This window comes from Nocardiopsis oceanisediminis (genome assembly GCF_048595525.1).
GTDB classification, from domain to species: domain Bacteria; phylum Actinomycetota; class Actinomycetes; order Streptosporangiales; family Streptosporangiaceae; genus Nocardiopsis_A; species Nocardiopsis_A oceanisediminis.
The window spans coordinates 6,815,054-6,832,311 of the sequence record NZ_JAFMZJ010000001.1 but is presented as its reverse complement, the minus strand read 5'-3'; the positions used below and the strand labels follow the sequence as shown (position 1 = coordinate 6,832,311).

General features: G+C 71.3%; 27 protein-coding genes and 1 pseudogene. 21 read left to right on the top strand and 7 right to left on the bottom strand.

Going from position 1 to position 17,258, the window contains the following annotated elements; translation table 11 throughout:
• Positions 1 to 723: 723 nt before the first annotated feature.
• From J0910_RS29965 to J0910_RS29950, 4 genes are all read left to right on the top strand, one after another.
• Positions 724 to 1,803: a phage tail tape measure protein gene (locus J0910_RS29965; protein WP_420161849.1), complete on the top strand. Its 1,080-nt coding sequence runs from the start codon at positions 724 to 726 to the stop codon at positions 1,801 to 1,803.
• Positions 1,719 to 2,198 carry a hypothetical protein gene (locus J0910_RS29960; RefSeq protein WP_420162130.1) on the top strand — a complete coding sequence of 160 codons (480 nt, stop codon included), beginning with the start codon at positions 1,719 to 1,721 and terminating at the stop codon, positions 2,196 to 2,198. The genes J0910_RS29965 and J0910_RS29960 overlap by 85 nt, the downstream gene beginning before the upstream one ends.
• The gene (locus tag J0910_RS29955) at positions 2,195 to 2,494 is read left to right on the top strand and encodes a hypothetical protein (protein WP_420161848.1); all 300 of its coding nucleotides are present in this window, start codon (positions 2,195 to 2,197) and stop codon (positions 2,492 to 2,494) included. Before J0910_RS29960 ends, J0910_RS29955 begins: the two co-directional genes overlap by 4 nt.
• A gap of 1,064 nt (positions 2,495 to 3,558) precedes the next feature.
• Positions 3,559 to 3,951, top strand: coding sequence for a hypothetical protein (locus J0910_RS29950; protein WP_420161847.1), 393 nt, complete (start codon positions 3,559 to 3,561; stop codon positions 3,949 to 3,951).
• A gap of 1,626 nt (positions 3,952 to 5,577) precedes the next feature.
• On the opposite strand, the gene J0910_RS29945 is transcribed toward J0910_RS29950, so the two are convergent.
• A complete protein-coding gene (locus J0910_RS29945) occupies positions 5,578 to 5,772 on the bottom strand; it encodes a hypothetical protein (protein ID WP_420161846.1) in 195 nt (64 codons plus the stop codon).
• A 147-nt stretch (positions 5,773 to 5,919) separates the two neighbouring features.
• Here J0910_RS29945 and J0910_RS29940 point away from each other — a divergent pair, with 147 nt between their 5' ends.
• The 11 genes from J0910_RS29940 (at position 5,920) to J0910_RS29890 (ending at position 11,592) form a co-directional block, all read left to right on the top strand.
• Positions 5,920 to 6,693, top strand: coding sequence for a carbohydrate binding domain-containing protein (locus J0910_RS29940; protein WP_420161845.1), 774 nt, complete (start codon positions 5,920 to 5,922; stop codon positions 6,691 to 6,693).
• Positions 6,665 to 7,219: a hypothetical protein gene (locus tag J0910_RS29935; protein ID WP_420161844.1), complete on the top strand. Its 555-nt coding sequence runs from the start codon at positions 6,665 to 6,667 to the stop codon at positions 7,217 to 7,219. The genes J0910_RS29940 and J0910_RS29935 overlap by 29 nt, the downstream gene beginning before the upstream one ends.
• A gap of 23 nt (positions 7,220 to 7,242) precedes the next feature.
• Positions 7,243 to 7,596 carry a hypothetical protein gene (locus J0910_RS29930; protein ID WP_420161843.1) on the top strand — a complete coding sequence of 118 codons (354 nt, stop codon included), beginning with the start codon at positions 7,243 to 7,245 and terminating at the stop codon, positions 7,594 to 7,596.
• Positions 7,589 to 7,738 (top strand): hypothetical protein, encoded by a 150-nt coding sequence (locus tag J0910_RS29925; RefSeq protein WP_420161842.1) that lies wholly within the window; start codon positions 7,589 to 7,591, stop codon positions 7,736 to 7,738. Before J0910_RS29930 ends, J0910_RS29925 begins: the two co-directional genes overlap by 8 nt.
• Before the next feature lie 694 nt (positions 7,739 to 8,432).
• Positions 8,433 to 8,738 carry a hypothetical protein gene (locus tag J0910_RS29920; RefSeq protein ID WP_420161841.1) on the top strand — a complete coding sequence of 102 codons (306 nt, stop codon included), beginning with the start codon at positions 8,433 to 8,435 and terminating at the stop codon, positions 8,736 to 8,738.
• An 11-nt stretch (positions 8,739 to 8,749) separates the two neighbouring features.
• On the top strand, positions 8,750 to 9,289 hold the full coding sequence (locus J0910_RS29915; RefSeq protein ID WP_420156523.1) for a hypothetical protein: 540 nt from the start codon (positions 8,750 to 8,752) through the stop codon (positions 9,287 to 9,289).
• A gap of 9 nt (positions 9,290 to 9,298) precedes the next feature.
• Complete coding sequence (locus J0910_RS29910; protein WP_420156522.1) at positions 9,299 to 9,574, top strand: hypothetical protein; 276 nt, start codon at positions 9,299 to 9,301, stop codon at positions 9,572 to 9,574.
• Positions 9,575 to 9,582: 8 nt separating this feature from the next.
• The gene (locus J0910_RS29905) at positions 9,583 to 10,062 is read left to right on the top strand and encodes a hypothetical protein (RefSeq protein ID WP_420156521.1); all 480 of its coding nucleotides are present in this window, start codon (positions 9,583 to 9,585) and stop codon (positions 10,060 to 10,062) included.
• Entirely contained in the window at positions 10,059 to 10,295 is a 237-nt protein-coding gene (locus J0910_RS29900) for a hypothetical protein (RefSeq protein WP_420156520.1), read from the top strand. Before J0910_RS29905 ends, J0910_RS29900 begins: the two co-directional genes overlap by 4 nt.
• A 119-nt stretch (positions 10,296 to 10,414) precedes the next feature.
• Positions 10,415 to 11,344: a peptidoglycan recognition protein family protein gene (locus J0910_RS29895; protein ID WP_420156519.1), complete on the top strand. Its 930-nt coding sequence runs from the start codon at positions 10,415 to 10,417 to the stop codon at positions 11,342 to 11,344.
• An 11-nt stretch (positions 11,345 to 11,355) separates the two neighbouring features.
• Positions 11,356 to 11,592: a hypothetical protein gene (locus tag J0910_RS29890; protein WP_420156518.1), complete on the top strand. Its 237-nt coding sequence runs from the start codon at positions 11,356 to 11,358 to the stop codon at positions 11,590 to 11,592.
• A gap of 55 nt (positions 11,593 to 11,647) precedes the next feature.
• On the opposite strand, the gene J0910_RS29885 is transcribed toward J0910_RS29890, so the two are convergent.
• Positions 11,648 to 11,821, bottom strand: coding sequence for a hypothetical protein (locus tag J0910_RS29885; RefSeq protein ID WP_420161840.1), 174 nt, complete (start codon positions 11,819 to 11,821; stop codon positions 11,648 to 11,650).
• A 408-nt stretch (positions 11,822 to 12,229) separates the two neighbouring features.
• On the opposite strand from J0910_RS29885, the gene J0910_RS29880 reads away from it, so the two are divergent.
• From J0910_RS29880 to J0910_RS29855, 6 genes are all read left to right on the top strand, one after another.
• The gene (locus J0910_RS29880; protein ID WP_420161839.1) at positions 12,230 to 12,370 is read left to right on the top strand and encodes a hypothetical protein; all 141 of its coding nucleotides are present in this window, start codon (positions 12,230 to 12,232) and stop codon (positions 12,368 to 12,370) included.
• Between the two features lie 93 nt (positions 12,371 to 12,463).
• Entirely contained in the window at positions 12,464 to 13,456 is a 993-nt protein-coding gene (locus tag J0910_RS29875) for a DUF932 domain-containing protein (protein ID WP_420156515.1), read from the top strand.
• A 52-nt stretch (positions 13,457 to 13,508) separates the two neighbouring features.
• Positions 13,509 to 13,697: a hypothetical protein gene (locus tag J0910_RS29870; RefSeq protein WP_420156514.1), complete on the top strand. Its 189-nt coding sequence runs from the start codon at positions 13,509 to 13,511 to the stop codon at positions 13,695 to 13,697.
• Positions 13,698 to 13,776: 79 nt separating this feature from the next.
• A complete protein-coding gene (locus J0910_RS29865) occupies positions 13,777 to 14,097 on the top strand; it encodes a hypothetical protein (RefSeq protein ID WP_420156513.1) in 321 nt (106 codons plus the stop codon).
• A 60-nt stretch (positions 14,098 to 14,157) separates the two neighbouring features.
• Positions 14,158 to 14,397, top strand: a complete 240-nt coding sequence (locus J0910_RS29860) for a hypothetical protein (RefSeq protein WP_420156512.1) — start codon at positions 14,158 to 14,160, stop codon at positions 14,395 to 14,397.
• A gap of 203 nt (positions 14,398 to 14,600) precedes the next feature.
• Positions 14,601 to 14,726, top strand: a complete 126-nt coding sequence (locus J0910_RS29855) for a hypothetical protein (RefSeq protein WP_420156511.1) — start codon at positions 14,601 to 14,603, stop codon at positions 14,724 to 14,726.
• Between the two features lie 870 nt (positions 14,727 to 15,596).
• On the opposite strand, the gene J0910_RS29850 is transcribed toward J0910_RS29855, so the two are convergent.
• From J0910_RS29850 to J0910_RS29830, 5 genes and pseudogenes are all read right to left on the bottom strand, one after another.
• Positions 15,597 to 15,845, bottom strand: coding sequence for a hypothetical protein (locus J0910_RS29850; RefSeq protein WP_420156510.1), 249 nt, complete (start codon positions 15,843 to 15,845; stop codon positions 15,597 to 15,599).
• Positions 15,846 to 16,095: 250 nt separating this feature from the next.
• Positions 16,096 to 16,239: pseudogene (locus tag J0910_RS29845) on the bottom strand (helix-turn-helix domain-containing protein); the annotation flags it as partial.
• Positions 16,220 to 16,612 carry a hypothetical protein gene (locus J0910_RS29840; protein ID WP_420156509.1) on the bottom strand — a complete coding sequence of 131 codons (393 nt, stop codon included), beginning with the start codon at positions 16,610 to 16,612 and terminating at the stop codon, positions 16,220 to 16,222. The pseudogene J0910_RS29845 and the gene J0910_RS29840, both read right to left, overlap by 20 nt.
• The gene (locus J0910_RS29835; protein ID WP_420156508.1) at positions 16,612 to 16,848 is read right to left on the bottom strand and encodes a hypothetical protein; all 237 of its coding nucleotides are present in this window, start codon (positions 16,846 to 16,848) and stop codon (positions 16,612 to 16,614) included. The genes J0910_RS29840 and J0910_RS29835 overlap by 1 nt, the downstream gene beginning before the upstream one ends.
• Positions 16,848 to 17,243, bottom strand: coding sequence for a hypothetical protein (locus tag J0910_RS29830; RefSeq protein ID WP_420156507.1), 396 nt, complete (start codon positions 17,241 to 17,243; stop codon positions 16,848 to 16,850). Before J0910_RS29830 ends, J0910_RS29835 begins: the two co-directional genes overlap by 1 nt.
• Between the last annotated feature and the right edge of the window lie 15 nt (positions 17,244 to 17,258).

The window sequence follows — 17,258 nt, the reverse complement described above, 5'->3', positions numbered from 1 at the left end:
GATCTGGAGGCCGATCTCGCCCGCTACTACCCGCGGATCAGGACCACTCGACGCCTCCTCGCCGCGGCGACATGACCATCCGCCGCCTGCAGTCCTGGTCTCCCGACTCCCGCACGGCTCTGCCACCTACGCGGTGAGGCCGGCGGCCGGGCGCTGGCGGACTGGACCGAGCAGGTGGAACTGCTCGCCGAAAGTTCGAGGAGCTGCGTCCGCTGCGCTTGACTACCTGCGGGTGAACACCGACGCCAAGAAACGGCACCAGCTCCCGGACGGCATCGACACGTGCCCAGACCGGCCATACCTGAACACGACGAGCCGGAGAACGGCTGACCCAGCGGGGAGGTGGCCCGTGGCGGCTGTCACCTCCCTCGGCTTCAACATCTTCGCCAAGTACGTCGGGAAAGGCGTCCGGACGCCGTCAAGGACATCGACGGCTTCGCCACGAAGATGCAGTCCACCGGTCGGCGGTCCGCGGGGTCGGCCAGACGATGACCGCCTCGGTCACCGCGCCCCTGGCTGCGATCGGCGGCATGGCCATCACGACGGCCGGCGACTTCGAGGCGTCCATGCAGCGGTCAAGGCTGTCTCCGGCGCGACCGGCGCCGAGTTCGACCAGCTCCGCGAGATGGCGAAGGACCTTGGGTCCACCACCCAGTTCTCCGCGTCGGAGGCTGCCGAAGGCATGCAGTTCCTGTCCATGGCGGGTTCTCCGCCTCGGAGACCATGGACGCCCTGCCCGGTGTGCTCAACCTCGCCGCCGCCGGGCGGTCGACCTGGGCACTGCCGCCGACGTCGCGAGCAACATCCTGTCCGGCTACGGGATGGAGGCCGCCGAGGTCGGACGGCTCAACGACATCCTCGCCAAGACGTTCACCTCGACGAACACCGACCTGTCGATGCTGGCGAGTCGTTCAAGTACGTCGCCCCCGTGGCCGCCTCAGCGGGGTTGTCCATCGAGAGACCTCGGCGGCGATCGGCCTGCTCGGCAACGCCGGCATCCAGGGGTCGGAGGCCGGCACGGCGCTGCGCGGGTCCATCGCCCGCCTGCTTTCACCGACCGCCGAGGTGACCTCCAAGCTCGCTGAACTCGGCGTCAGCGTCACCGACTCCAAGGGCCAGCTCCTGCCGCTGGTCGACATCATCGGCCAGCTCGAAGGCGCCGGGGCCTCGACGGCCGACATGATGGACGATCTTCGCGTGGAGGCCGGGCCGGCCATGCAGGCCCTCGTGTCCAGGGGGCGGATGCCCTCAGCACCCTCACCGGAGACCTGCGCGACGCGGGCGGAACCGCTTCCGAGATCGCCGCCACGCAGATGGAGGGGTTCAACGGCGGCGTCAAGGAGCTGCAGTCCGCTCTGGAAGGGTTGGCGATCGCGGTCGCTGAGAGCGGCCTGCTGGAGTGGCCACCGCGATTCATCTCCAAGGTCACCGAGTGGACGCAGGCGCTGGCCGAGACGAAACCCGTGGCTGCTGAAGATCGGCGTTGTCCTGGGCATCGTCGCTGCGGCGATCGGGCCGCTGCTGATCGTCGTCGGGATGCTGATCACCTCGGTCGGCGCGATCGCCGGCGTCATGACCCCGTCGTGGGCGTGGTCGCCGCGGTCGTCGCCGGGATCGCAGCCCTCGGAATCGCGGTTGGATGGCCTGGAAGCGCCTCCGACACCTTCCGCGCCGTGTGGTCGCCACCTGGGAGGCCATCAAGGCCGGCTGGTCGCGCTGTGGGACGGCGTCCTCCGCCCCGCCTGGGGCCGCTGGTCGCGTGGTGGTCGGCGACCTGGCCCCAAGATCAGGCCACCGCGCTGAGTGCCTTCGGCGCGGTCATGGACTTCATCCGCGAGGTCCGCCCGAAGTTCGAGAAGATCTTCGGTCAGATCGCCGAGATCGTCTCCGGTGCCGTCGGGGTCATCAAGGGCGTCTGGGGGAAGAGCACGGCGGACACGATCATGACGGTCGTCGACTTCCTGCAGACGGTCGTGGTCGCCAACTTCCGCGGCGCCTTCCAGATGGTCGCCGGCATCGTCTCAGGCGCCTGGCAGATGGTCACCGGATCTTCTCCGGGGCCCTGTCGGTCATCTCGGGCCTCCTCGACATTTTCATCGGCCTGTTCACCGGCGACTGGTCGAGGATGTGGGAAGGCGTCAAGGCCGTCTTCTCCGGACTGTGGACCGCTGTCGTCGGCATCTTCAACGGCGCTGTGACGATCCTGTCCGGAATCGTCACCGGGCTGATCACCACGATCAGCGCCCCGTTCCGGTGGATCTACAACTGGCTCGTCGGCAACAGCCTGGTGCCCGACCTCGTCAACGGGTCATCGGGCTGTGTCACCTCGCTTCGGACAGGGCTGCGGCGATCTCGCTGTGGTGCGGACTGGATCGTCGCCCGCGTCAACCAGATGCGGTTGCTGGCCCTGATCGCCGTCACCACCCTGCGCATCAAGGTTGCTGTCCGCGTCATCGCCGTCCGCGACAAGGCTCGGCGATCTGGGACTCCGTAAAGAAACTGGGTCGTTTCGCGGGCCCGGTCGCTGCGCGACAGCGTCTCCAGCGCCATCAACACCCTGCGCTCCAAGGTCGTGAGCCGTTCGAGCGCGCCCGCGACGGTGTGAAGAAGGCGTGAACAAGCTCAAGGAGATCGCGAAGGGACCCCGTCAAGTTCCTGATCGAGACCGTCTACAACGAGGTCTCCGCAAGCTGTGGAACAAAATCGCCGAGAAGGGTCCCGGGCCTGTCGACGCTCGGTTCGATGAACCCCCCCCAAGGGATTCCGGCCGCGGCGGCGTCATCCCGGGCTACCAGGTGGCCAAGCGCGACGACGTGCTCACCCCGATGCGGTCCGGTGAGGGCGTCCTGGTCCCCGAGGTCGTCCGCGGCCTGGGCGCCGGCTTCGTGCACGCCCTCAACCGGGTCGGCAACTCCGGCGGCGTCCAGGCGGTGCGCCGGCCTGTCCGAACGCACCAACGCGCTCGGCCTCGGCCAAGCCCCCAGGACGCCACCGCCTCCTTCTCCTCCTTCTCCCAGGGGGCCGGGTTCGCCGCGGCGCATCGTCGGGTGGCTGTCCGACAAAGTGGGACTCCATCGTCGGCAAGGTCAAGAGTGGGCCACCAAGCCGCTGAACGCCCTGAGCGACAGCCTGGCCAACCGGTTCGGCAAGGGCGACGACTTCGCGGGCATCCCCTACAGGGCGTTCCAGGCGATCAAGAAGAAGGTTCTCGACCGGTTCGGCAAGGGCCGACGACGACTACGCCGCGTCCATGGTCGGCGGGCCGCCGGGTGGGCAGGCCTGGAGAGCGCCACCAGCGGCTGCGCCGCGCCGCGAAGTTCGCGCGCGCCCAGCACGGCAAGCCCTATGTGTGGGGAGGCCGCGGGGCCCGGCGGTACGACTGCTCGGGGTTCATGGGGGCCATCGAGAACAGTATCCGCGGGGTCGGCCCCTACTTCCGCAGGTACAGGCACGCACAGCTTCCGCGGCGGCGCCCCGCCCGGGTGGGTGCGCAACCTCCGGTCACCGTTCCAGGTCGGCATCACCCATGCCGGCGTCGGCCACACCGCCGGAACACTGATGGGCGTCAACGTCGAGAGCCGCGGATCGCGTGGCGTCATCGTGGGCCGGGGCGCCCGCGGATCCCACTCCGGCCTGTTCCCGTACAGGTACGGGTTCGCGCCTGTCCGCCGCGACCGCCCTGCTAACCCCGTCCGGGGGCCGGGGGTGCCAGCATCGCCGGACAAGGGGGCTGTGCTGTCGCCGGGGCTCAACCTGCTCGACAACCGGCTCGGGCGCCCGGAGCCGCTGACGCGCGCGGACTACGAGCGGCCGCCGCAGCAGATCATCATCGACCTGCGCGGGTCGGTCATCACCTCGAAGAAGCACGCGGAGGACCTGGTGGTAGAGGCGCTTGCGGCCGCCGAACGCAAGGGCCGGGTCACCCGCGGCACAGTGAGGGTGCGCCGGTGATCACCCACGTTGCCGCGGCGTCCGCGGGCGGGTTCCAGGCCTCGGTTCACCGTGGACGTTCCCTCCGGCACGGCGACGGCGACCTGGTTGCGTCGCCTGGCTCAGCGCGAACGACGCCGACACCCTGACGCCGCCCGCCGGTGGACGCAGCTGTTGCCGCCACCCAGATCGGTACCGGCACCGCCGTTGGCTGTACACGCGCACCGCGACAACGAACCGGCCTCCTACACCTGGGAGTGGAACGCCTCCCACCAGCACCACGCGGATCCTGTCGACCTGGCGCGGGGCGGCCGCAGTGCGCGACCACGGGGTGGCCTCTGCGAGGGCGTCACCTCCGTGACATGCCGTCCCTGACGGCGGCCACCGACGACATTGCTGGTGGGGTTCGGGTTCCACTGGTCCGGCGCCGCCGGCACCGAGCCGACCTTCCCCGCTGCCATGGACACCCTCATCACGCAGGCGACCATCTCCGCCGCGGCGCAGGAACCCATCACCGCTGACGGGCCCACCACCACGCACACGGTTTCCTCGTCCAGCTCGGGGCGCATGGCGGCGGCCGCCGTGCTCCTGGAGCCCGAAGGCGAGGATCCCGGACCGGGCCCCGAACCCAACGGCGCGGAAAGGCGCGCCTCCTACGAGTTCTTCGTCGACTGGGACACCGACGAAGGTCTGGGGCTCGGCGACTTCGAGGCGGGCCTGGACGGTGGGGACGGGTCCCTGAACGCCGGCGGCCGCCCGAGCCCACCCCGGCCAGCATCCGTTCCGTGTCCTCGGCGGAGTCCGCCGAGGCGGGGTCGTTCACGTGCCCGTCCCGGCGGGGGTGGCCGACGGCGACGTGCTCGTGGCGGTGCAGTCCGCCGAACCTCGGCGACGACACCGACCTGACCACCCCGTCGGGGTGGGACGCTGCGGAGACCGTCACGGGAGGCACCGGCAGCTTGCACACGAAGGGTGGGGTGGCGGGTTGCCTCCAGTGAGCCCGGCGACTACGTGTTCACCCACGGGACCGGCGCAACAGCGTGGTGAGCATCGCGGCCGTTCAGGGCGCGGACGGCGCGGTCACCCCGGTCGTCGCGAGCTTTCGCTCCGTTCGCCGGCGACACGCTGATCCCCCACGCCCGGGATCACCCCGACGCACGCAGACGATGTGGAACTGCGGTGGGCAAGCGGCGCAGTACGAGGACCCGCCGCCTCAGCAGTTCACGAAAACCTACGACGCGGTCTGGTCCGCGGTCCTGGTACGGGTTCGGGAAGCGCAGCGGCACACGGCTCTACCAGGGTAGACACCCTGCTGGGCGACGGCACCGGCAAGCAGTACGGCAAGCCGGGTTCGACCACGCCACCATCCAGTCCGACCTGCCGGCTCCGCCATCGACCGTGTCGAACTGCGGCTCTCCAACGAGCACTCCTGGTTCAGCTCGGGGCTGACCGCCCGTTTCGGCACCCACAACAACGCCGCCGAGCCCGCGGCAGCACGTCGACGGACGGCACGTTCAACCGCAGCAGCCACTCGTGGAACAAGGGCGAGACAAGTACGTGGACCTGCCCGTGCGGTCGGCGAGGAGCTGCGCGACAACACCGCCAAGGCATCACCACCGGCCGCCCCTCGGCCGGGGACCGCAACGACTACGGTACTTCCGCGGGTACAACGCCAGCAGCAGCCAGCGGGCCGCGCTGCGGGTCACCTACACCACCGCCGGGTTCGCAGCCGATCAGCATCACCGCGCCGACCGGATTCACCCAACGCTCCGAGCAGTCCAGCAACGACTTCACCGGCGGCTCCTTGGCGACCCGCCAGCTCACCAGCAGCGAGACGAGCACGACGCACACCTTCACCGCCGCCCACACCTACGCCCGCGCCCACGGGATCACGGTCGCCGTCGCCTCCCTGCAAGCCGATCCCGGAGCCCGGACGAGTCCCCGACCCTCCAGCGGTCGACGGGCCAGGCCTACTCCGGTGACGCATCGATGCTGATCACCTGGTCGGACGGCGCCACCCAGTACGCGTTCCGGGAGCTGACAGGGCTCATCGAGGGGCGGACCTACACGGCATCGGCGTGGGTATGGGTGACCTCGGGCGGTGCCGCGGTGCGGCTGGCTGCCGGGGGCGAGGACCGGTACGGCCTCCACCGGCGCCAGCAGTGGGAGCAGATCGGCGTCGCCTTCACCGCCTCGGCCCCCACCGGAGACCTGCGCATCGAGCCCGCCGCAGCGACCTCGGGCGGTGAGCAGGTCTATGTCGACGTGGTACAGCTGCTCGGCGAAGGCGAGGACATCACCGGCCGGGTACTGGGCCTGCGCACCGCCGTCGACATCTCCTACGGTCGCGACCAGGCCCGCAACCTGTCCGCGATCGCTCCAGGCCAGACCGGGTTCGAGATCGACAACCGATCGCACGACTACTCTCCGGACAACCCGGCCTCGTCTCTGGCCGGGCAGGTGGGGCCGGGCCGCCCTGTGCTGATCCGCGCCACCTGGCAAGGCAAGATCTACTCGCTCTTCCGCGGGTTCCTGGACGACTACGAGCTGGACCCGGTGCGCGAGTCCCGCTCGGTGCAGTTCACCGCACTGGACACCCTGGCCCGGCTCCGCAACGCCAAGATCTCCACCCGCCTGTACCCGTCCCTGCGCACCGGCGAGGCGATCGGGGTGCTGCTGGACGCGATCGGATGGCCGGCCGGACCGCCGCGACCTGGACGCCGGCGCCACCACCTTGCGCTGGTGGTGGGGCGAGTACGGTGACGCCTTCGACGTGCTGTCCAAAGTCGTCGAGGCCGAAGGGCCTGCAGCGTTCGCGTTCGTCTCCAGCAGCGGCGACTTCGTGTTCCGCGACCGGCACCACCGGCTCCAGCGCGAGGCCTCGCTGAGCGTGCAGGCCGCCTTCCGCGACACCGGCGCCGAACCGGTCTTCTCCCGCCCGGTCGAATACGACATCGGGTGGAAGGACATCGTCAACTCCATCGAGGTTGATGTCGCCGAACGCGCGCCCGTCTACCAAGAGGTCGTGTGGGAGGACGAAGGCGTCCTCACGCTGGCCGCCTCCGAGCAGCGCACGATCCGGGTACAGGCCGACGACCCCTTCCTGTACGCGGTCTCCCCGGTCGCCGGCCACCGGATCACCTCGGCCGACCAGGAGCTGATCGTCCCCGCTGACTACGACTACGTCGTCCTCTCCGGGAAGTCACCGTGGCGCTGTCCCGCACCAGCGGCCAGTCCACCGAGATCCGCATGGAGGCCGGGCCCGCCGGTGCGACGATCCGCGGCCTGAGGCTGAGGGCGACACCGGTACCGGTGGTACGCACTGTGCAGGTGCGCGCCGAGGACGAGCAGTCCATCGCCGTCCACGGCCGCCGCTCCTACGAAGGGGACCTGGACCTGGCCGGTGTGCATGACGTCGCCGACATCGCCCAGATCATCCTGGGGCAGCGCGCCGACCGGCTGCCGATCATGACCATCACCGTCGTCGGCAGGGGCCACACCCAGCGCATGGACCAGATCCTGCGCCGGGACCTGTCCGACCGGGTCCGCATCATCGAGCCGGAGACCTTCACCGACCACGACCACTTCGTGGAGCGCATCGAGCACTCCATCGCCGATGTCGGCCACGACCCACCAGGCCGCCTTCGGGTGCGAGCGGGTGCGTGAGCAGCACGCGGACGCGCTGGTCTTCGACGACGAGACGAAGGGCTTCGACGAAGGAGTGTTCGCCCTGCCCGGGATCGACGACCCGGACCGCCTCTTCGTGCTCGACCAGTCCACTCTCGACGAAGGGCTGATGGGACATTGAAACTGTTCAGCGCCTTGAACGCGCGGCTTCGCGGCCACCGCCCGATTCCACCGCCGGGTGAGGATCCGGCCCGGTGGGCGCCCGCGCCCGGCCAGCTCACGGTCGAACCGGCGCGGGCCTACGTCAACCACGGCCGGTGGGTCGCCGACTGCATCCGCCCCTACTGCGGCGGCGCCGAACTCCTCCGGCCGCGGCAGACGGTCATCCAGTGCGGGAACTGCCAGCTGGTCGCGCCGGTGGAGTGGCCGCCGGACGCCGCCGAGATCTGGCAGGCCCTCGCGGAGCGGCCCGTCCCGCAGACGAGGAACTGGTACCCGGCCGGGCACCCACTGGCCGTGCGGTACGGGGCCCCGCACGGCAGACACCCACCGAGCTGTACGCCGAGGCCGCCGAGCACGCCCACGAGATCACCTCCGGCGGTGCGCCCTCCAGCCTGGAAGGGGGGACACCGTGGCGTGGTCTGCTCCGCTGACCGCAGTCGCCGGAACGGCCCTGACCGCCGCCGCCTGGAACGCGTCCGTGCGGGACAACCTGCTGGAGACCGCGGCCGGAAAGGCCACCACCGCAGGCGGCCACTTCGCGGTAACCGGGACGAACGAGATCGCGGAACGCCTCGGCGCGGGCGGACGCGGTCCTGGTCACCGAGACCACCACCTCCACCAGCTACACCGACCTGGAAACCTTCGGCCCGTCGGTGACGGTGGAGACCGGAGTGGGCGCCCTGGTCATGGTCCACGGGGTGGCCAGCAACACCGGGACCAGCGGGTCGGCGCGGATGGCCTACGAGGTGGCGGGGGCGACCGCGATATCCCCGGCCGACAACCGCGGCATCGGCATCGTCGGCGCGCAAGGGGCCGCAGTGGTCTGCTCCGGAGTCGCCCTGCACACCGCGGCGAGCCTGCCGCTCACCCCCGGGTCGAACACGTTCACGGCCAAGTACCGCTGCTCCAGCGGCACCGGGGAATTCCTGTCCCGCCGAATCGTCGTGATCCCGTTCTAGGAGGCCTCCCAATGGCGTGGACAGCGCCCATGACCTTCGTCGCCGGGTCGGTCCTGACCGCCGCCCAGCTCAACACCCACCTCCGCGACAACCTGCTGGAAAGCGCGGCCGCGAAGGCCACTGAGCAGGGCGGATACTTCGTCACCGACTCCGCTCACCGCATCGTCGAGCGCGTCGGCCGGCGGCAGACCATCGTCACCGAGGAGACCACCACCTCCACCTCATATGACGACCTGGCCACCCAAGGGCCGACCGTCACCGTGCAGACGGGGGAACTGGCGCTGGCCCTGTGGTCCTGCGAGATGCGGTCCAGCAACTCGGAGCCGACGACGTGCCGGGTCACCGTGGACGTCACCGGCGCCTCCAACATCGCCGGCAACGACGTCCGCGCCCTCACGAACTCCACCGGCGCCGAGGGCCGGCACCAGAGCAGCCACGCGGTGTTCTTCGACGACCTCACCCCCGGCGAGAACACCTGGACCATGAAGTACCGCACCAGCTCCGGGACGGCCACGTTCCAGCGCCGCCGCCTGATCGTCCTGCCCTACTGAGGAGCCGAGGTGATCGACCCCTACCGCTACGCCCTCGACCGGGCTACAGAGGTGTTCCTCCCGCACACGCCGGTCACGGTGAACCGCGGCGGCGACGGCCTGTTCCGGATCGGCGAGACCGAACTGGACGCCGACACGTGGGAGACCGCCCGCACCGCCGCCGAACAGCACGTGCTCACCACCGAGCACGGGGTCCGCGTCACGAAGTGGACCGACACCACCGCCGACGACTCCTCAGCCCTGTTCGTGACCGGTGTCGCCGTCCTCCAGTCCCCGATCTCCTAGGAGATGCCGTGGCCCTGTACGTGTGCTCGCTGATCAACAACGACGACCAGGAGATCCAGCCGGACGCCTACACGCTGCTGAAATTCCCCTACGTTGGCGAATCCTACGACCCCTGGGGGATGCACGACGCCGGTCAGCCCGACGGGGCATGCTCCACCTACCCCGACGACCGGTCCGCCCTGATCTGGCCGGCCGTCACCGGGTGGGGCACGCTCACCGCGATGATCCACTGGGAGGGCGGCGACTACACCGAGGTCCGCGACCAGTACATCCGCGACCCGCTGAACCTCGCCGGCGGCCCGGACACCACCTGCACCGAGCACGAGGCGCCCAACCCCGGCGGGCAGTACCGGGCCAAGCACCACGCCCTGTTCGTCCACCCGGACACCCCGGTCGCGATCCGGGTCCGCCACAACGCCACCTCGGCGAAGAAGGTCATCCACGCCCAGCTGAAGCTGGCCATCGAGGACGGCGTGGCCACGCCATGACCGATCCCGACCGCGAGACGCGGGACCTGCTCGTGGAGATCCGCACCCGCCTGGATGTGGCGCTGACCCGCCAGGACGACCACGAGTCCCGCATCCGCGACCTCTACCAGCGGGTCGCCACGTGCGTCACCGCCGACGACCTCAAGGCGATGCGCACCCACACCATCGCGATCGTCACCGTCGTGGCGGTCGTCGTCGGCGGGATCGTCACCCTCGTCGTCGCCCTCACCTAGGAGGAACCTTGGTCTCCATCGTCAGCCGCGCCAGGTGGGGGGCACGGGCTCCGCGCTCCCGCTCCTACGTCTCCTGGTCGCGCCGCACCGAGGTCGTGATCCATCACTCCGAAGGCCCCGTGAGCCAGACGCCCCGCGCCATCCAGGACTTCCACATGGACTCCCGCGGATGGTCGGACGTCGGCTACAACTTCCTCGTCGCCGCAGACGGAACCGCTTACGAGGGCCGCGGGTGGACCGTGCAGGGAGCCCACGCCCCCGGTCACAACACCTCCGGGATCGGCATCTGCGTGATCGGCTCCTACTCCCGGGCGCGCCCCTCGGCTGCGGCGCTGCGCACGGTGCGCGCTCTCTACGAGGAGGCGAACCGGCGCGCAGGCCGCCGCCTGGCGGTCCGCGGACACCGCGACGTCTACTCCACCGACTGCCCCGGCGATGCCTTCTACTCCTGGGTGCGCGCCGGCATGCCTCTCGACGGGCTTCCCGACACCGGCGGCCAGGAGTACCGGCGAGAAGACCGAGATGGGCTCCTGGAGCCCTACGAGTACGGCGAGGCGATCGCCGAGCTGCAGCGGGCGCTGCGCGACCGCGGCTACACCATCGGCGCCGACGGGTTCTACGGCCCGCAGACGGAACGGATCGTGCGCGAGTACCAGGCCGACCACGGCCTGGACGTGGACGGGATCGCCGGTCCGCAGACGCTCGGGCACATCGGGCTCACCGGTGCCCCGGACGATCCGCCGGAGACCGGCCCGGACGCGCCCGCCTTCCCGCTCGCCTCGGGCCACTGGTTCGGGCCGGAGTCGCCGGACCGGCGGAACCACTCCGGGTACTGGCCCGCGGACCGGCCGCACGTGCGCCGGATCCGGGGCCGGCTCCGGGAGCGCGGCTGGCGGGTGGCCCGCGGGGACCGGTACGACGCCGGACTCGCCCGCACGATCCGCGCCGTCCAGGCCGAAGCCGTGCGCGAAGGCCACGAGACCGGCGGCGTCGACGGCCTCGTGGGCGCGAAGACGTGGCCGCTGCTGTGGACCAAGCCCATCACATGAGGAGAACCCGCATGTACGACTCCATCGTCCGCACCCTCGTCCCGGTGGTCGTCGGGATCCTGCTCGTCCAGGCCGCACGCATCGGCCTGGACCTGCCCGAGGGCGCCCTCGCCGAGATCGTCACCGTGGTGGTGACCGCCGCCTACTACGGGCTGGCCCGCCTGGTCGAAGAACACGTATCGCCGGTGGTGGGGAGGCTGATGCTGTCGGCCGGGCTTACTCAGGCCAAGCCGACCTACACCAGATGATGCGGTCTTCCGGCGCCCCGCCCTCCCCGAGAGGGCGGGGCGCCTTCGCCGTGTTCTAGGGGATGCCGTAGCGGATCTTGTCCTCGCACTCCTTCGGCAGCCCGGTCTGCGCGATGCACTGGGCGATCTGCTCGTCCACCGAGGGGATTCCCTCCCCGCCGCGGGGGTCCGGGGCCGGCTCGGCGGGGCCGCCGCCGGAGCACAGGGAATCGTCCTGCCAGATCTCCATGCACTCGCTGTAGGAGGTGTCCGGCGCCGGATCGCCCGGGGCGGGCTCCGACGGGATGTACTGCTCGGCGGCGACCTTCGCCGTCGCCGTCAGCTCTGCGGGCGGCAGCTCACGCGGCGCGGGCGAAGAGGCGGCCGGGGCCTTCGCGGGCGCGGAGTCTTCGGCGGCCGTGGTCGGTGGGGGAGGGCGCTGGCTGAGGCCGCGGGGATGAGCAGGGCGGCCGCCGCTGCGAGGATGAGCGGAACGCGCATCGGGGGCTCCTCGACATGGGGATTCCAGCGTAGGCGCGGGAATTCCGCCTGTCAGGAGATACAGAAAAACGACGCGCTAAGGTGTCAAGGTGAGCACCGAAGAGCGCCGGCTGACGACGAAGGAGGCCGCCGGCCTGGCGGAGATGACGCCGGGCGGGTGGCGGAAGATGGTGTCCCGGGGTCGGCGCCGCAGCCGGACGGGCGGTACGACGAGCGCACTCCGTGGTGGTACGCCTCCACGGTGGAGGCGTTCAAGACGTCGCGCCGCCCGCGGGGGCGCCCGCGCAAGTCCGAGTAAGGGATGTCTGACCTGGAGGTTAGCCCCTTTTCCTCAATAAATGACTCGCTAGCGCGTATAATAATGGTATCGCTTCAACGAAGGAGACCCCCAATGGCCCACCAGATCGAACAGTTCGTCGACGGTTCCGCCGCCTTCGCCACCGCTCGCACCGACGCCTGGCACAAGCTCGGCACCACTCTCCCCGGCACCTTCGACGCCGCGACTGCGATGCGCGTCGCCCGGCTCGGCGGCTGGGACGTCCGCAAGACCCCGCTCACCACCGAGGTCGGCGGGCGCGAGCTGAAGGTCCCTGGCTCCTACGCGACCGTCCGCACCCACCCCGACAGCGGCGCCCCGGACGTGCTCGGCGTCGTCGGCTCCGCCTACACCCCCGTGCAGAACGAGGCATTGGCTGACTTCCTCGACGCGCTGGTCGATGAGTCCGGCGCGCATTTCGAGACCGCGGGCAGCCTCCGCCGGGGACGCGAGGTGTTCGTGACGCTCCGCCTGCCCGAGACCATGACTGTCGGCGGTGTCGACCAGGTCGACCTGTACATCGCCGCGATGAACGCCCACGACGGGACCGCCCCCATGCGGACCATCGTCTCCCCGGTCCGGGTGGTGTGCGCGAACACGCAGGCCGCCGCCCTCCGCGGCGCTCGGGCCTCCTGGTCCATCCGGCACACCGCCGGGGCGACCGCCCGAATCGAAGAGGCCCGCCAGGCGCTCGGGCTCACCTGGCGCTACCTGGAGAGCTTCCAGACCGAAGCCGAGAAGATGATCGACGCCAGCCTGACGGACGGCCAGTTCATGGACATCGTCCGCGACCTGTGGCCCATGCCCGACGACCCCACCACCCGCACCCGCGCCTACCGCGCCCGCCGGGAGAACGAGGTGGGCGCCCTGTTCGCCGACGCCGACACCAACGCCGCGATCCGAGGTACCGCGTGGGCGGGCTACCAGGCCATCGCCGAGTACCTCGACCACGTCGCCCCGGTGCGGGGCGATGGCGACGCCGACTCCGCCCGCGCCGAGCGGGTGCTGACCTCCGGCACCGCCCATGCCCTCAAGGCCCGCGCCTTCGACGCCTTCACCCCTGCCTGACCGGCGGGGCCGGACCCGCTCCCGGCCCCGCCCCTACCTCTCGGAGGCACCGATGTCCGTCCGCTACCGCCCCGCCCGCTGCTCCGCCGCCACCTGGACGACCTACCTGCAGGCCGCCGCCGACGCCCGCGCCGCCGGGGCCGACGTCGACCTGGAGCCGCTGCTCCGCCTGGACGAGATGGACGACGACCAGGCCGCCAAGACCATCGACGCCGTCTACCGGCACATCCTGTGCGGCTGACCCGAAGACCGCCCGGGGCGGGTATGCGGCCCGTCCGACTCGCTCCCGCCCCGGGCCCCACCACCTGAGGAGATCCCAGATGTCCACCCGCACCGAACGCACCGCCATCGCCAAGCTCGCCGCGGCCGCCTGGCACGACTTGACCGCCATCCTCGCCGAGCGCGGGGAGTCGTGGCCTGACCGCACCGACCCCACCCAGTGGGGCCCCGGCGCGCAGGGCGCTATGGCGGAGGCCCGCGCCTACGCCGCCTGCCTGGCCATCATCGAGGGCCGCACCCCGCTCTCCCAGTTGGAGCGGGTGGAGGAGCTGCACACCTCTTCCTGCCCTCGCTGCCAGGCCAGGGAGGAGATGAGTGAGTCGGAGGCCCGCGCGGTCTTCGGCGACATGCTCACCCTGTAGACCGCGGCCCGCCCCGAGGAGGGGACGGGGCGGGCCGCACTTCCGAGGAAGGAGACCACGATGGACGCCCGGGACCGCGGCCTGGAGACCTACGAGCAGCAGGTCGTCGACGCGGGCGCCCTGCTGGGGCGCCGCCTGCGCATCACGACCATCGACCGGTGGATGTTCGTCGAGCCCGGCTACGACGACGGCGAACCGCCCGCCGACGTCGCCGAGGAGCTGTGCCTCCGCGACGCCCGCCGCCGCGGCCGCCGGATGCACGCCTCGGCCTACCGGGCCGAGCTGCGCGCGGCCGGGTAGCCTCAAAGGCGCCCGCCGGGATGGTCGACCTCTCCCGGCGGGAAGACGCCCCGGGGGTAAGGGTGACATCTTCCCCGGGGCGTCGCCGCGCCAGACGCCAGCGACCTTCGGCAACCCCGCCCCTTCGCTGCGCTCCGGGGCGGGGTTGCGCGCGCACGCGGACCGGGATCACGCGGCCTGCGTCACCCTTACAGGAGGTCGAAATGCGCGAGTACTACGCCCGCCTCATCCGTCTCTTCCACGGTGCCGAGAACCTGGCCGCTGCTGTCGCCTTCGGGGTCGTGGCCCACCTCATCGCGATCCTCATCGTCGAGGCCATGCTGCACTGACCGCGTCGCCCCCGAGCCCCGGGGGCGGCCTTCGGCCTTCCCCGGCACCCGAGACCGACGCTGTGCAGCACGACCTCTCCTCTTCGGGCGATGAGGAAGCCACACCCCTCCGGCCCCGGGCGGCCAGAACCCCGGCCCCGCGTCCGAGACGGGGCGGGCGCAGCACACGCGCTTCCGGCCCCCTTCCAGGGTGCCTCCGGCACGCTATCCCGGTCCGCGTGCGCGCCACAGCACGCCGCACGATGAAGCGGGGCGGACCTGGTGGTCCGCCCCGCTGGGCACCGCCCCTCTGCGGTGCCGCCCGGCCCCGGCCGGGGCTTGGCCCGCGCGCCTCACGGGGTCATAGGAATAGAGACGCGCGGGGGTCTCTACACGGGTTGCAGATCACCACGCCGTAGCAGCGGCAGCGGGAGGGCGCGAGCGGGACACCCTGGTGGTGCCTCCGACGTCACCACACCCGCCTCCCTCCACGCCACCGAATCGGCTGGATTGGCCGCAACGGGCCTCGAAGGCGGTGGCATTCCGCTGGTGGTGCGCATGCTCCTCCTCGCTGGTCGATGCTGGTCGATCTTGCCGACCCCTCCCCGCCGGGGACAGGGAGGGGCCGGCGGCGGCGCCGCACGCAGAGGCGGACCGCCCGGGAGCGCCGGGTCTCCCAAACCGGCGCACTGTGGTCTCCGTGGTCTTCGGTGGCGGTGGCGGTGGCCCGCCCGGGGCGCTCCCCGGCCCGGTGGGGCGGGGGACTGCAGCACCCCGGGTGCTCTTCCGCGGTGGGGCCGGGCCGCCCGTACAGGGAAGGAGGCGGGAACGGGCGGCCCGGCGAGGTGGCCGCGCCCCGGCCTCAGCGGCCGGGTGGCCGGGGCGCGGCGGTCAGGGGCGCGGGTCGGGAGGCTGGGACGCCCCCCGCCACGGGGTCGGCAGCTGCCCGCCCCGCCGCAGGTGCCTGTCCAGCGCGGTGAACGCCTCGTCGGCGGCCTTCTGGTTCCGGGCCCGGTCGGCGACGGTCCGGCCGCGTTCGCGCAGTGCCTCGGAGAGGCGGTCGTAGAGGCCGTCGGCGTGGTCGGTGACCGGGTCCGGGCGGTGGACCCGAGGAAGAAGGAGCTTGGCCTTGGTCGGCATCAGGACCTCCCCGAAGCAGAGCGGTTCAGGAGTTCGCGGGCGGCGGCGATGGCGTCGTTGAGCCGGGCCAGGTAGGCCGCACTGGATCCGCCCGGGGAGAGCAGGACCTCCACTCCGGGGCCGGGATCAGGACGGTGCCGGCGGGGTCGGCCTCGACCTGGACCATGTCGGGGTGGGGGGCTCTGATGATGCGGTGGTGAGCGGCGGAGGAAGACACGGCCCCTCCTTCTGCGGGGGCTCGAAGCTGTTCGATGACCTCCAGGGAGAATCGCCGGTGACCCGCGGGGGTCCGCATGTACGCCAGCTTCCCTGAGTTGACCCAGCGGGCGATCGTGGTCGGGGAGACGCCGAGGAGGTCGGCGGCGGCGCTGGCGCTAAGCAAAGGCGCGCTCACGGGCCCACCTCCTGTCGACCTCGTTGACGACGTCCGAGGCTTCGCCGTGGCGGCGGGCGATGACCATCAGTGCCGCAGTCTCCTCGGCCTCGCGCTCGGCCTGCTCGCGCTCCCAGGCGACGAGGTAGGGGCGGACCCGGGCAGGCGGGTCCTCCAGGTCCAACAGCCGCTCGTCGCTGAGCCGGAGCAGCAGGGCGAAAGCTCCCAAGTCGGGAGTGCTGATGGCCAGGCCGGACCCGTGCAGTGCCTCGAAGCGGCCGGTCCCGGTCTCATCGGCGCGGTAGCCGATGTCCCAGTCCCGGTGGTCCAGGGCGATGTCGACGAAGCGCTGGTAGGCGCTGCTCGGCGGTGGCGGCGGGGTGTAGGTGATCATCACAGCGCCGCCTCCCGGTAGGTGACGGGGAAGTACGCGGCCGCCTGGCGGACGCCGGCGGTCAGGGCCTCCGTGCTCACCTCGTCGGCCATGGCCAGCACCGAGGCGACGTGCGCGGCCCGGTCGGAGACCAGGCGGTCACGTGCCCACAGCTCGTTGGCTGCGGGAGCCGGGGTGAGGACGCCGGAGATGGCGTCGAGGAGCTGGCGGGAGGCGTCAGCGGAGCGGGCGGTCATCACTCCACCTCCGAGGCGCGCAGCCGGACGGCTTCGCTGACGGGCAGCAGGATCTCGTCTCCCCGGCGGGTGCGGACGCGCAGGCGGTGTTCGGCTGGGCCGGTTCCGGCGGGAGCGTGGCTGTAGCCGACGACAGTGGCCTGCTGGGCTCGGCCCCAGCGCACACGGCAGCCGAGGGGGTAGGTGAAGCGCAGTTCGCGCCACCAGGTGGACAGCCGGGCCCGCTCAAGCCGGGCGGCGATCGTGTCGACCTCGGCCCCGCTCAGCTCGCGGCCATCGCTGTAGAGGGCGTCATCGGCCAGTACGAACTCCTGGGGTGCGGCCACGGCCACCTCCGGGGAAGCCGACGCCGAGCAGGGTCGACTACGTGATGTGCGTACTTTGACGATTTTCATGTTTGATGCTCTCCC